Annotated in this window: 15 protein-coding genes; 6 read left to right on the top strand and 9 right to left on the bottom strand. The window is 64.9% G+C overall.

The window, feature by feature from the left end; translation table 11 throughout:
- Positions 1-36 precede the first annotated feature (36 nt).
- On the top strand, positions 37-1050 hold the full coding sequence (locus tag ACFSGJ_RS13790; RefSeq protein ID WP_390262906.1) for a polyprenyl synthetase family protein: 1014 nt from the start codon (positions 37-39) through the stop codon (positions 1048-1050).
- On the opposite strand, the gene ACFSGJ_RS13785 is transcribed toward ACFSGJ_RS13790, so the two are convergent.
- The 3 genes from ACFSGJ_RS13785 to ACFSGJ_RS13775 all read right to left on the bottom strand — a co-directional run bounded on the left by ACFSGJ_RS13785 (position 1043) and on the right by ACFSGJ_RS13775 (position 5343).
- Positions 1043-1906 carry a 4-(cytidine 5'-diphospho)-2-C-methyl-D-erythritol kinase gene (locus ACFSGJ_RS13785; RefSeq protein WP_390262903.1) on the bottom strand — a complete coding sequence of 288 codons (864 nt, stop codon included), beginning with the start codon at positions 1904-1906 and terminating at the stop codon, positions 1043-1045. The two genes, ACFSGJ_RS13790 and ACFSGJ_RS13785, sit on opposite strands and share 8 nt — an antisense overlap.
- On the bottom strand, positions 1896-3596 hold the full coding sequence (locus ACFSGJ_RS13780) for a tetratricopeptide repeat protein (RefSeq protein ID WP_390262900.1): 1701 nt from the start codon (positions 3594-3596) through the stop codon (positions 1896-1898). The genes ACFSGJ_RS13785 and ACFSGJ_RS13780 overlap by 11 nt, the downstream gene beginning before the upstream one ends.
- A 94-nt stretch (positions 3597-3690) precedes the next feature.
- Entirely contained in the window at positions 3691-5343 is a 1653-nt protein-coding gene (locus tag ACFSGJ_RS13775; protein ID WP_390262897.1) for an electron transfer flavoprotein-ubiquinone oxidoreductase, read from the bottom strand.
- 82 nt (positions 5344-5425) lie between these two features.
- Between ACFSGJ_RS13775 and ACFSGJ_RS13770 the strand changes: the two genes are divergently transcribed.
- From ACFSGJ_RS13770 to ACFSGJ_RS13750, 5 genes are read left to right on the top strand one after another with little or no spacing between them, the layout of a single operon-like run.
- Entirely contained in the window at positions 5426-5587 is a 162-nt protein-coding gene (locus ACFSGJ_RS13770; protein ID WP_390262894.1) for a hypothetical protein, read from the top strand.
- Positions 5588-5599: 12 nt separating this feature from the next.
- On the top strand, positions 5600-6070 hold the full coding sequence (gene greA / locus ACFSGJ_RS13765) for a transcription elongation factor GreA (RefSeq protein WP_390262891.1): 471 nt from the start codon (positions 5600-5602) through the stop codon (positions 6068-6070).
- Between the two features lie 8 nt (positions 6071-6078).
- Positions 6079-6993: a hypothetical protein gene (locus ACFSGJ_RS13760; protein ID WP_390262888.1), complete on the top strand. Its 915-nt coding sequence runs from the start codon at positions 6079-6081 to the stop codon at positions 6991-6993.
- 8 nt (positions 6994-7001) lie between these two features.
- Complete coding sequence (locus tag ACFSGJ_RS13755; RefSeq protein WP_390262885.1) at positions 7002-7706, top strand: AzlC family ABC transporter permease; 705 nt, start codon at positions 7002-7004, stop codon at positions 7704-7706.
- Positions 7703-8032 carry an AzlD domain-containing protein gene (locus ACFSGJ_RS13750; protein WP_390262882.1) on the top strand — a complete coding sequence of 110 codons (330 nt, stop codon included), beginning with the start codon at positions 7703-7705 and terminating at the stop codon, positions 8030-8032. The genes ACFSGJ_RS13755 and ACFSGJ_RS13750 overlap by 4 nt, the downstream gene beginning before the upstream one ends.
- On the opposite strand, the gene ACFSGJ_RS13745 is transcribed toward ACFSGJ_RS13750, so the two are convergent.
- From ACFSGJ_RS13745 to ACFSGJ_RS13720, 6 genes are all read right to left on the bottom strand, one after another.
- On the bottom strand, positions 8005-8214 hold the full coding sequence (locus tag ACFSGJ_RS13745) for a Trm112 family protein (RefSeq protein ID WP_390262879.1): 210 nt from the start codon (positions 8212-8214) through the stop codon (positions 8005-8007). The two genes, ACFSGJ_RS13750 and ACFSGJ_RS13745, sit on opposite strands and share 28 nt — an antisense overlap.
- Complete coding sequence (locus ACFSGJ_RS13740) at positions 8211-8855, bottom strand: LON peptidase substrate-binding domain-containing protein (protein WP_390262876.1); 645 nt, start codon at positions 8853-8855, stop codon at positions 8211-8213. The genes ACFSGJ_RS13745 and ACFSGJ_RS13740 overlap by 4 nt, the downstream gene beginning before the upstream one ends.
- 27 nt (positions 8856-8882) lie before the next feature.
- Entirely contained in the window at positions 8883-9788 is a 906-nt protein-coding gene (gene trxA, locus ACFSGJ_RS13735) for a thioredoxin (RefSeq protein ID WP_390262873.1), read from the bottom strand.
- 118 nt (positions 9789-9906) lie between these two features.
- A complete protein-coding gene (locus ACFSGJ_RS13730) occupies positions 9907-10119 on the bottom strand; it encodes a hypothetical protein (protein WP_390262870.1) in 213 nt (70 codons plus the stop codon).
- A 75-nt stretch (positions 10120-10194) separates the two neighbouring features.
- Positions 10195-10836 carry a YjbF family lipoprotein gene (locus ACFSGJ_RS13725; RefSeq protein ID WP_390262867.1) on the bottom strand — a complete coding sequence of 214 codons (642 nt, stop codon included), beginning with the start codon at positions 10834-10836 and terminating at the stop codon, positions 10195-10197.
- A gap of 8 nt (positions 10837-10844) precedes the next feature.
- A complete protein-coding gene (locus ACFSGJ_RS13720) occupies positions 10845-13007 on the bottom strand; it encodes a YjbH domain-containing protein (protein WP_390262865.1) in 2163 nt (720 codons plus the stop codon).
- Positions 13008-13014: the final 7 nt, after the last annotated feature.

Raw genomic sequence — 13014 nt, 5'->3', positions numbered from 1 at the left:
ACCGGCCCCTTTGTCGAGACAGGTAGCAGGACAGGCATGAGTTTGGACAACAGAGCGCAATCGCCCGCCGGCAAGCCGCATGAACGCCTGGCAGACTATCTCTCGGATGACATGGATGCGGTGAACCGGCTGATCCGGGAACGGATGGCATCGCGTCACGCCCCCCGCATCCCCGAGGTGACGGCACATCTGGTCGAGGCGGGGGGCAAGCGGCTGCGCCCAATGCTCACGCTCGCTGCGGCGCGACTCTGCGGTTATGACGGCCCGCACCACATCCATCTGGCGGCAACGGTCGAGTTCATCCACACGGCGACCCTGCTGCACGACGACGTGGTCGATGAAAGCGAGCGTCGCCGGGGCCGGCCCACGGCGAACCTTTTGTGGGACAACAAGTCGAGCGTTCTGGTGGGCGACTATCTCTTTGCCCGTTCGTTTCAGTTGATGGTCGAGCCTGGCTCGCTCCGGGTGCTCGACATCCTCGCGGATGCGTCGGCCACGATCGCCGAGGGCGAGGTGCTGCAACTGACCGCCGCGCAGGATCTGCGGACGGATGAGGCCGTCTACCTTCAGGTCGTGCGGGGCAAGACGGCAGCACTTTTCGCGGCGGCGGCCGAATCGGGCGCTGTCGTGGCCAAGGCGCCGGACGATCAGATTGCCGCGCTGCGGACCTATGGCGATGCCTTGGGGATCAGCTTTCAGATCGTTGACGACCTGCTCGATTATGGCGGGGCAAGCGAGACGATCGGCAAGAATGTCGGGGACGATTTCCGCGAGGGCAAGCTGACGCTGCCGGTGATCAAGGCCGTGGCCCGGGCCAGCGCCGAAGAGCGCGCCTTCTGGGAACGGGTGATCGAGAAACGCCAGCAGCGCGAGGGCGATCTGGAAGAGGCGCTGCGGCTCCTGCATCGCCACGGCGCGCTTGAAGAGACGCGACAAGAGGCCCTCGCCTGGGCTGCCCGCGCCAAGGCCGCCGTTTCGGAACTGCCCCCGCATGACCTGCGGGACATGCTGTCCGACCTGTCGGATTTCGTGGTCGAGCGGATCAGCTAGGCGCCACATCCATTCTGGCGGGCGCCTGCGCGCCCAGCGTCCCGGCGCGGACCCACCACCCGGGTTCTGCCGCCGACAGGGCCGCAGCCGCGCGCTGCGCTGCCGCTTCGGTCGGGAAAAGCCCGAAACAGGTGGCCCCGGATCCCGACATCCGCGCCAACAGGCAATCGGGCTGGGCAGAAAGGGCCAGAATGACCTCGCCCACCTGCGGCGCGATGTTCCGCGCGGGGGCCTCAAGGTCATTGCGCAGCGGTTCGAGCCATCGCGCCATCGCAGGAGCATCCGGCAACAGGGGAACGCGCGGAGGCAAAGGCGGGTTGTCGCGTCGCTCCAGTGCCGTGAAAATCCGGGGCGTCGAGACCTCTATCCCCGGATTCACCAGAACTGCGGGCAAAGGGGGCAACCCGTCCAGAGGCTCCAGCCGTTCGCCGATGCCCGACATCCGCGCCGCCCGCGCAAGGAGACAGACAGGCAGATCGGCGCCGAGCGAAAGCACCGCGTCATCCGAAGGCAGGGCGCGCCCGAAACCGGCCAGCACGCGCAGCGTCGCCGCGGCGTCAGACGATCCCCCGCCGATGCCGGATGCGGGCGGCAGGTTCTTTTCCAGACAAAGCCGGGCCTGCCCCCCCATCAGGGCCGCCGCCCGCAGCACGAGGTTGCCGGGGCCCTGCGGCACCGCGTCGGCATAGGGGCCGGTGACGTCCAGTGACAGCGCGTCGGACGGCACCGCCCGGACGTGATCGCCGATATCGGCAAAGACCACGAGGCTGTCGAGCAGATGATATCCGTCCGCCCGCCGCCCCGTCACATGAAGCGCGAGGTTGATCTTGGCCGGGGCAAAACCCTCAGTTGCCATTCATCGTCATGCGCAGCGGCGGGGCGCCTTCCTCGGCAAGAACCGCGTCCAGCCCGACATCCAGCTTGCGACGGATGCGCCGTTCCTCCTCCGGTTCCGGCTTGAACGAGAGGGCGCGGCGCCACTGGAACTCAGCCTCAAGGCGGCGTCCGACGGCCCAGTAAACATCGCCCAGATGATCGTTGATGATCGGGTCCGTCGCGGTCAGTTCGACCGCCCGCTCCATATGCTCCACGGCTTCTTCATAGCGGCCGAGGCGATAAAGCACCCAACCCAGACTGTCGGTGATGAAGCCGTCCTCGGGGCGCGCGGCGACCGCGCGTTCGATCATGCCCAGCGCCTCGTCAAGGTTCTCGTTCCTCTCGACGTAGGAATAGCCGAGATAGTTGAGAACAAGCGGCTGATCCGGGCGCAGATCCAGTGCCGACCGGAAATCCGCCTCGGCCTCGGGCCAGTTCCCTTCCCGCTCATGCGAAATGCCGCGGCTGTAGAAAAGCGCCCAATGACCGTCGCTCGGTTCATCGATCAGCGCGATGGCGCGGTCATAGGCGGGGATCGCCTCGGCATGGCGGCCTTCACGGCGCAACATGTCCCCAAGGCCGATATGGATCAGCGGAAGGTCCGGGCGCGCCCTTGCAAGCTGTTCCATTACCTCGATGGCGGCTTCGACCCGCCCGCCATTATAAAGCGCCTCGGCCCGGCCAAGCTCGGCCGCATCATAGGCCGGATCGTCGCGGGAAATGCGGTTATAGGCCGCCGTCGCCAGGTCGTACTGGCCCATCGACTCCAGAAGGCTCGCCGATAGCAGGATTGCGTCCGTATGCGCGGGCCGGTCGTGGCTGGCCAGCCGCGCGTAAAGAAGCGCCGACTGATCGCCGTCCTCCGGCGCCAGGGCCATGGCGACGGAATAGAAGACCTCGGCCACGCCATCCGCCGGCTGCTGGATGATGGTAAAGGGCAGCACCTCGCCATCCGCCAGCCGTTCCTGCAGGGATTCCAGCACCGGATCGGCATTCGCATCCAGGACGGCGGCAAGCAGGGCCTGCGCCTCTTCGACCCGGTCAAGCTGGCTCAGCACCTGAACATGCGCTTGCACGCCCCGGCGCGTCAGGCCAAGCCCGCTGCCGGCCGCGCCGCGCAGGATTTCCTCGGCGCCTTCGAAATCACCGGCCGAGGCAAGGGCAAGCGCCTTGTGCTGCGCCGCGAAGGGCGCCAGCGTAGGGTCACCCATGAGCCGGTCAAATTCCGCCACGGCCTCCGACATCCGTCCAAGGCCCAGTTGCGCCCAGGCGACGACCAATCCTTCGATCAGCGGCCCGACATTCCGCCCTTCGGCCCCCGCCAGCACCTCTTCCCAGGCGCCACGCTCAACCTGATCGGCGAGAATGACCACATGCGCCGTCTGCGTGGGAAAGCCCTGATCCAGCATCGCCCGCGCCGCCGGCACCGCCCGCGCGACATCGCCAAGCGCGACATGGGTGGCAATCATGCTTTCAAGCAGCAGTTCATGCTGCGGGTCACGGGCGACCGCGACCGAAAGATGCGGCGCCGCTGCCGCAAAGTCATTGTGCATAAGCGCCTGCCGACCGGCCAGATAGGCCCCGGCCAGCCCGTCGGCCCGCGCCTGATCCGTGGCTGCGCCGAAGCACGCCAGCGCGGCCGCGAGTGTAAGCGTGAGTTTACGCGTCATGGCGCCCCTCCCCCTTGCGGTGGTCGATGCGGCAACCGTAGTCGCGGGCGGCACGCAAGGCAATGCGCGCGCCGCTGCTCGCGCAATTGTCATATTACATGTTGGGATAGTTCGGCCCGTCGCCCCCCTGCGGCGTGACCCAGTTGATGTTCTGGCTCGGGTCCTTGATATCGCAGGTCTTGCAGTGGACGCAGTTCTGGAAGTTGATGACAAAGCGGGGTTCGGCCCCCGCCTCTTGCACCACCTCATAGACGCCCGCGGGGCAGTAGCGCTGCGCAGGTTCGGCGAATTTCGGCAGATTGACGGCGATGGGGATGACCGGGTCGCGCAGTTGCAGGTGGCAGGGCTGGCTTTCTTCATGGTTGGTGAAGGAAAAGGCCACGTTGGTCAGCCGGTCGAAGGACAAGACGCCATCCGGCTTGGGATAGACGATGGGCTTGTGGTCGGCGGCAAGCCCGGTCGCCGCCGCATCCGACTTGCCGTGCTTTTGCGTTCCCATCGGATTGACGCCAAAAAGGTTCGCAACCCACATGTCGAACCCGCCAAGCGTCAGCGACCCCAGCAGCCCGAATTTCGACCAGAGCGGTTTGACGTTGCGGACGCGCCGCAGATCGCGGGCGACGGGACCGCTGCGCAGGTCGTCCTCATAGCCCGTCAGCTCATCGCCGGACCGCCCGACCCGTATCGCCGCATGGGCGGCCTCGGCCGCGGCCTTGCCCGACAGCATCGCGTTGTGGTTGCCCTTGATACGCGGCACGTTCACAAGGCCTGCGGAACAGCCCAGAAGCGCCCCGCCCGGAAAGGCAACCTTGGGGATCGACTGCCAGCCACCTTCGCTGATCGCCCTTGCGCCATAGGCGACACGCTTGCCGCCCCGCAGCAGTTCGGCAATCAGCGGATGATGCTTGAGCCGCTGGAACTCCATATACGGATAGAGCCATGGGTTTTCGTAGTTCAGATGCACCACGAAGCCGATATGGACCTGATTGTTTTCCGCATGATAGATAAACGATCCGCCCCCGGCATTGTTGCCAAGCGGCCAGCCCATCGTATGGGTCACGGTCCCGGGCCGGTGCTTCTCCGGGTCGATTTCCCAGATCTCCTTCATGCCGATGCCGAACTTCTGCGGTTCCTTGCCCGCGCAGAGGTCATAGCGCGCCATGACCTGCTTGGAGAGAGAGCCACGAACGCCCTCGCCCAGCAGGACATATTTTCCGCGCAGTTCCATTCCCGGCTCGTAGCTGGGGCCCGGCGTGCCGTCAGGCTCGCGCCCGAATTCGCCGGCGACCACGCCTACGACCTCGCCCCCCTCGCCATAGACAAGCTCGGAGGCCGACATGCCGGGGAAAATTTCGACGCCCAGTTCCTCGGCCTGCCCGGCCATCCAGCGGCAGACATTGCCCATCGAGACGATATAGTTTCCATGGTTCGACATCAGCGGCGGCATCGGCCAGTTGGGGATGCGGATCTGCCCGGCCTCCCCCAGCAGGTAGAAATTATCCTGCGTCACCGGCACATTGACCGGCGCCCCGCGTTCCCGCCAATCCGGGATCAGCGCATCGAGACCCGAGGGGTCGAGGACCGCACCCGAAAGGATATGCGCACCGACCTCGGAGCCCTTTTCCAGCACCACCACCTGCAGGTCAGGGTCGAGTTGCTTGAGCCGGATCGCCGCCGAGAGCCCCGCCGGCCCCGCACCGACGATCACAACGTCATATTCCATCGACTCGCGCGATACTTCGGTCATGGCTACCCCCTCTGCCTGTCGGGCTGGCGTTTTTCGCTTTCTCGTCATCCGGGTTATATTATTGCGCAAGGCAGGGTCAATCGTGACGCTGCTGGCGGTGCGCCGCATCTTGGGCGATTTCCGGCGTCCCGCGGACGAAAGGCGGCCACGGGCCTTGCAATCCGTGCGCGGCTCGGTTCAGGTGAAGGGCAAGAAGGGGACCCGGGTGTCGCGGCAGGGCTGCGACGCCCTCATTCGTGTCTGATAAAGTAGAGCCATGGAAAAAATACCAATGACACGCGCCGGACACGCGGCGCTTGAGGACGAACTCAAGAACCTGAAATCGGTCGAGAGACCCGCCGTGATCCGCGCCATCGCCGAGGCGCGCGAACATGGCGACCTGTCCGAGAATGCCGAATACCATGCCGCGCGGGAACGCCAGAGCTTTATCGAAGGCCGTGTTAAGGAACTCGAAGGGCTTCTGTCGCTGGCAGAGGTCATCGACCCCTCGCGCCTGTCGGGATCGGTCAAGTTCGGCGCCACGGTGACGCTGGTGGACGAAGACACCGACGAAGAGCGGACCTATCAGATCGTGGGCGAAGCCGAGGCCGATATCGAAAAGGGTCTTCTGAACATCCGCTCGCCCCTCGCCCGCGCCCTGATCGGCAAGGACGAGGGCGACAGCGTCGAGGTCAAGACACCCGGGGGAGACCGCAGCTACGAGATTCTCCGGGTTCAGTATATCTGAGGGGCACCATGAAAGCTCCGGGACGACATGGTCCGACTATCCCGGGCCTTTCGCCGCACCAGACAGGCGCAACCCGCCCCGGCATGGCCGAGGTCGCGGGGGTAATCCTGACGATCCTGTGGCTGGGGGCGGTGGCACTTGGATGGCAGGGCGACAGCGGCCCCGCCGGCTTGCTTCTGGCGACGATGACCGTCGTCGTGCCCCCGGCCCTGATCTGGGTGACGGTCATGACCATGCGCAGCCTGCGGCAGTTGCGGGCAGAGGCGGCCCATCTGCATGACACGATCGAGGGGCTGAGGCGGGCGCAGATCGCGCGCCAGCAGTCGATGCCCCAGGCGCCGGCGGCGGAACCGGCCGCGCCGTCCCGGGATATCCCGGCCCCGGATCATCTCATCGCCGATGACCCGCCGGACCCTCAGGCCGCGCTTGATTTCCAGGACGTCCCTGCCCCGCGCGTCACCGCCGAGGACCTTGTTCTCGCGCTGAACTTTCCCGACGATCCGGACGATGCCGAGGGGTTCCGGGCACTCCATAATGCCCTTGCCGATCCTGCGGCGGCCAAGCTCATCCGCGCTGCGCAGGATGTGCTGACCCTTCTGGCTCAGTCCGGCCTCTATACCGATGATCTCGCGCCCAGCGACACCGACGTCGGCTTGTGGCGCAGATTCGCGCGGGGTGAGAGGGGGCGCGCACTGGCCGGGCTCGCCGCGCTCGACACGCCAGAGGCAACCGCAGCCACGACCGTGCTGCTGCGGCAGGACCCGGTCTTTCGGGACGCGGCCCATCATTTCCTGCGAATGTTCGACAAGACGCTTGCCGCATTCGAGCCAGAGATGCAGGACATCCATCTGATGTGGCTCGCCCAGACCCGCACCGCACGCGCCTTCATGCTGCTGGCGGGTGCCAGCGGCACCTTCGACTGAGGTTTCTGATGTCCTCTCCCGTCTCTTCAGCCTTCTGGCGCGGCCTGCGGAACGCGGCACCCTTCCTGCTGGTGGTCGGTCCCTTCGGTGTCGTCTTCGGCGTCGCGGGAACGGCTGCCGGCCTCAACCTGGCCGAGGTGATGGGCTTCAGCATCCTCGTCATCGCAGGTGCCTCGCAGTTCGCCGCGCTTCAGTTGATGTCCGACAATGCGCCCACGATCATCGTCGTCGCGACCGCCTTGGCCGTGAACATGCGGATGGCGATGTATTCGGCATCGCTCGCGCCCTATCTGGGGCGGGCCAGCGTGGGTAAACGCGCGCTGGTCGCCTATTTCATGCTGGACCAGTCCTATGCGCTCAGCGCCGTGGAATATGAGACCCGGCCGCAGATGAGCATGGCGGAAAGGCTGGCCTATTTCTTCGGTACGATCATTCCTACGGGGCTGCCATGGTATTTCTTTACCCTGCTGGGGGCGACCGCGGGGCGGTCCTTGCCGGAAGGGTTGGCACTGGATTTCGCGGTCCCGATCACGTTTCTGGCGATGATAGGCCCGATGCTGCGCACGACCGCCCATGTCGCCGCGGCCTTCACCTCGGTCGTGCTTGCGCTGCTGCTGGCCTGGATGCCCTATAACTCGGGCCTGCTGGTCGCGGCACTTGGCGCCATGGTGGTGGGCGCGCAGGTCGAACTTTGGCAAAAGGCACGGGGATGAACTATTCCACCTTCGAGATCTGGACGATCATCCTTCTGCTGGGGATCGGAACCTTTCTGATCCGCTTTTCCTTCCTCGGCATTCTCGGGGGAAAAGATCTCCCGCCCTGGGTCTTGCGGCATCTGCGCTACACGGCAGTGGCGGTCCTGCCCGCGCTCGTCGCACCGCTCGTCGTCTGGCCCCAGGCAACCGGAGGAGAGATCGACCCGGCCCGCCTTTCGGCCGCGGCGGTGACGCTCGGGGTCGGTTACTTCACCCGCAACGTTCTCGCGGCGATCGTCGCCGGCGCCGGCACGCTTTACTTGATGCTGTTTCTCACCGGCTGATCGTCGTCAAGGTTCCGCGCCTCTGACTGCAGCATCACCGGGATCCCGTTGCGGATGGGAAAGGCGAGCCTCGCGCCCCGCGACACCAGTTCCTGCGCCTCGGCATCATAGGCAAGCGGCCCATGCGTGAGGGGGCAGACCAGCGCCTCCAGCATCCTGCGGTCGAATGCGCTTTCGGTCATTGCATGATCTCGTCGTCATTTCCGCCGCGCAGCGCAAATTCCAGCAGCGTCACAAGCGTTTCGCGACGGGTCTGGAGCGACGGGGCCTCAAGCAACGCCTGCTTGTCCTCCGGCGAAAAGGGGCAGAGCATCGAGAGCGAGTTGATCAGCAGTTCATCCTCGGCCTCGCGCAGGCTTCCCCAGTCGGTGGAGAGGTTCTGCGACGCAAAATACCGCCCCAGAAGGGTCATGAACCGGGCGCGCGGAAAGTCGGTGTCATCCTCTGCCGGGCCCAGATCCCGCTCGAACCCCGACCAGGCCACATCCGCCCGAAGATAGGGTGTGAAACCACCCACCTCTTGCGTAACCCGGAAACGCGATATGCCGGTAAGGGTAATCATGTAGCGACCATCCTCGGTCTCGGAAAAGCCGGTCACCCGCCCCGCGCAGCCGATGGCCTGCAGCTTGCGCTCGGCGGAACCCGGAACCTCGCGCGGCTGCACCATCCCGATCAGCCGGTGCCGCGTCTTCATCGTATCGTCCAGCATCGCGAGATAGCGCGGCTCGAAGATATGAAGCGGAAGTCGCGCGCGGGGCAGCAGAAGCGCCCCGGGGAGGGGGAAAACGGCGATCGTATCCGGCAAATCCGAGACGTTGAACATGGTGCCCAACCTAGTGCGCCCTTACGGTCAGGCAAATATCATGGAGCTCAGCCGGCGACGCCCCTTGAGAACGATCGGATCCTGCGGCTTCAGGGCGTCGAATATCTTGAAAAGTTGGGCCTTTGCCGCCCCGTCGTTCCATTCCCGATCACGGCGGAAGAGGTCCAGCAACTCGTCCACGGCCTCTTCGACATGGCCGGCCGCATGGAGCGCCAGCGCGAGGTCATAGCGCGCCTGATGATCGTCGGGGGCCGCCGCGACCGCAGCGCGAAGATCCGCCACCGGCCCGGCCTTTTCGGCCTGCCGCGTGAGGTCAAGTTGCGCCCGCGCCGCCTCGACCTCCTTGGCGCCTGCCATCGATTGGGGCGCGTTGTTCAGCAATGCCTCGGCCTGATCGAGATTGCCAAGCGCAAGATGCGCCCGGGCAAGCCCCCCGAGCGCTGGCGCACTTTCGGGATCTTCGGCAAGGATTGCGGCGAATGTCTCTGCCGCATCGACGGCGGCACCCTCGGTCAGCATCTGCTCGGCTGCGGCAACCGCCTCTTCCAGACCGCCGTCGCCACCGGAAAGGGCCGCTACACGTTCGATGAATGTCTTGATCTCGGCCGGAGGCAGCGCACCCTGAAAGCCATCGACCGGCTGGCCCTGCCAGAAAGCATAGACGGTCGGGATGGACTGGATACGGAGCTGCGCCGCGATCATCTGGTTCTTGTCGACATCGACCTTGACCATCCGGACCTTGCCGCCCGCCGCCTGAACCGCCGCCTCCAACGCGGGCCCGAGCGCCTTGCAGGGGCCACACCATGTCGCCCAGAAATCGACGATGACCGGGACCTCGCGGCTCGCCTCGACCACGTCGGCCATGAAGGTCGCCTCGGTCGTGTCCTTCACCAGATCCGTCTGAGCCTGCTTGACCTCACCAAACCCCAGCATCGCGCCCCTCGCTGTTCAATCCTGCGCCCTATATGTGCGGCGGGACAGCAAAGGCCAAGAGGGAAACGGAAAAGGCCCCGGCATTGCCGGGGCCCTTTTGATCAGTCAAAGGACTAAATCAGTCCGCAACCGCCACAGCGATCACCGCGAGGCCGAGCAGCGCGCCGACGATAGCGCCGGTGCCGAGCGTGCCACGGGCAGCGACCGGAGCCGGAGCCGGTGCGACCGGAGCGGGCTCCACGACGACCGGGGCCATGCCACCAGCGTAAGCCGACGAAGCACCAGCCAGGATCATGGCCGAAGCAGCAGCGGACGTAATGATGCGTTTCATCATATTCTCCATTTGGTTGACTGAGAGCGAAATTAGCACCCTCGTATCAAGTCGCAAAGCTCGCTTCGGGTTCCGTCAAGCTGAAAGATCAGTAAGTTGCAAAAAGCCCACATCTGTTCCCAGCCACTGGAGCGAGCGGACGATACGGCCCTCCCGGCTGATCCAGTAGCGATTCACGACACCATCGGTCGGACCTTCACAGGTTTCCCGAACCTCGTGAACGGGAAACAGCCTGTCCACGATCTGGATGGCGGGCGCTTCGTGCCGGCTCAGGACGCAACTGAAATCGTGGCGCACTGTCCGATCCGCACCGTCGAGCGTGTAGTAGCTGCGCGAGTGCCGCCCTTGTCCGGCAAGGATCTGGCTGTCCGTTGGTACTGCCGCCGACATCAGATCATGCCCCAAACCACGGGAGGCGACCAGAACGCCCCCCCTGAGCGCGAGCGTCGAGCCATCGGCCGTTGCCCATGTCGTGACCCCGGCATTCCGGCCGGCAGGAACAAGGATCGCCTCTGCGCCCCTCGAGGGGATCGCAACCTGCAATAGCGGAACGGGGGATTGCGCGATCTCGGCCCGGGTAACGGGCGCGACCGGCTCCGGTTGCGGGCCACCAAAGGCATCCTTCACGGCCGCACCAAGTCCTCCAAGTCGAAAACCGCCGGAAGGGTCGTTGCCGCAGCTTGCCAACAGCAGCAGCGAAATGAGAACAATTGTCACCCTGCCGCTCATCGCCAGAACCTTCCCCATTGCCCATCCATGGGCTGTTCGTGGTAGTCGCGGACCGTGTCGTAGAGCCGCCCATCCACCGACAGCCGCGCGCCGCCGTCACCGATATTCGGACGGATCGTCACATTCTGAACGTTTCGCGTGCGGTTACCCAATACCCACGCGACAGGGATCGAGACACGCACCCCCTTGTCAAATGCGCCGTCACCGAAATCCGCGCTTGAGGCATCGGTGAACGTCGCGAAGGCCCCAAAGCGCCAGCCATTCTCGAACTGACGGTCCAGCGACACCGTCGCGCCCCAATCTTCGGCGAGGTAGCGTCCGAGGTCGAGCTGCGCGTGATAGCCGCCGCCGATATCGTAGTAGGCAGACACATGGCCGGTGACGACATCGTAATCCTGCAACTCGAACCCACCGCCAAAGGCGCGCTGCTGCACATAGTTGAGTTCTGCGCCCAGCCCGAGCCGGCTCTGGACGGGCTTCCAGAGAACCTCTCCGGACAGGCCCGCATACATGCGTTCGAGATAACCCGCCGTAACGCGGCCATAGATGTCTGGCGAAAGCTTGGAGTAACCGGCAAGCGTGAGCGTTTCGAGGGTGGGATCACCCTCTCTGTCATATTGCCACGCGTCCGTGCGAACCGGATGAAGCGCGCCGCTGCCATTTGGACCGCGATCCTGATCGTCAAGATTGCTCCAGACACTTTGAGTGAGACTGCCCGACGCAATCAGGCCAGGCGATAAAGCGTAAGCTGCCCGCAAGCGAAGACCCACCGCTGCGCGTGTCTCTTGATCGGGATCAAAGCTGCTGGTGCGAAGAAACGGCCCCAGCGACCAGGTGAACCGGGGCTCCTGTGCGACGAACAGCATGCCTGCCGACGGCGCCTGGGCGTCGTGAATCAGCCGCACCTGCCGGACCGCCTCGGAAGCATCAGGCGCATTCTCCAACCGCTCCACATCGCTCCGGCGAAGGGTGACAGCGGACGTCGCCATACCGTTTACCACCGGCACGATGACGAAGGTTTCGACCGAGGCCGGTGCCAGGTGGGTCAGAATACGGGCGACCCGCCCGACCGATTGCGCCTCTGCATCAAAGCGGAGATTACGATATCGCACTTCGAGCCGGTCGGCCTGCGCCTCGAGCCCGACGAGCTGCAGACCGTCCAGCGCCAGATACTGTGCCACATTGTCGCGCAGCGTGGGCGCGGATTGCGGATGATCGACCCAGGCAGACGACCATGCGGCATCACCCGCCGCAGGCCGGGCCTTGACCGGCATCGGAGCAGTGTCGCGAATTCCGGCATTTCCGGGGCGCTGATAGGGCGAGAAAGCAAGCTGCAAAGTAGCGCCGAACTCTGACCCATAGAGATAATAACCGCCCACCGTCATAAAATCAGTCACACGATATTCGGCACCGAAGTTGAACGGGCTCTTGTGCTCAATAAGGCCACGACGCTCTTCTTCGCCGTAATCCTGAGGGGAATACTCCGCCAGGAGGGCGATCCGCGGAGTCACCTGCCATTCAACGCCGCCAAAGGCAGACATCGGCCCTTGGAAAAGCGTGTCGAGCGCCGGCGCCTGACCACGATCAAAGCTGGGATCGGGACGATCGCCGAAGGGGGATCCAAGGCTGTCCCGTCCCGCGATCCTTCCCCAGCCAAGGCCTGCCGTCACACGCAGATTCGGCAGGACCGTCTTGCTCGCCACCAGATATTCAGCCGGAACAAGGCCGCTGCCCGCCACGTCCTGAAGCCCGAGCGAGAGCGCAGGAAGCTGCGTCGTTTCCTCCAGCAGGAGAAACCGGAGATCCAGGCTCCGGCCCCGATACGTATCGACGCCCTGCTCGGCCGGAGGAAGCTCTGCGTCCCAGTCGCTCACGTTCGAAAAGCGTAGCGTCGCCGAGATGCGCGGGGAGAGTTGGAACGTCGCCGACGTCCGCCTGATGGAACCGAACGTTCCGAGCGTCACGGAAACAGTGCCGTCTGGGTTCGCAAAACCCGATGGCATATCGATCAGGCCCGGCACGCCCTGGAAATTCAGCGACGGTTGAACTGTCTCGGCTATCACCGGGCCTGCAGCAAGCGCCGCCACAAGGCTGATCGCCGAAACCTTCGCCAAGTGCCTATTGCGTCGCCCCGCCCACACCCGCTGGTACTGCGTCATTTTATCC

Origin of the sequence: Halodurantibacterium flavum, assembly GCF_042681825.1 — a bacterium.
Taxonomy (GTDB): domain Bacteria; phylum Pseudomonadota; class Alphaproteobacteria; order Rhodobacterales; family Rhodobacteraceae; genus Halodurantibacterium; species Halodurantibacterium flavum.
The sequence above is the reverse complement of the archived record's forward strand: the minus strand, read 5'-3'. Positions and strand labels throughout refer to the sequence as shown.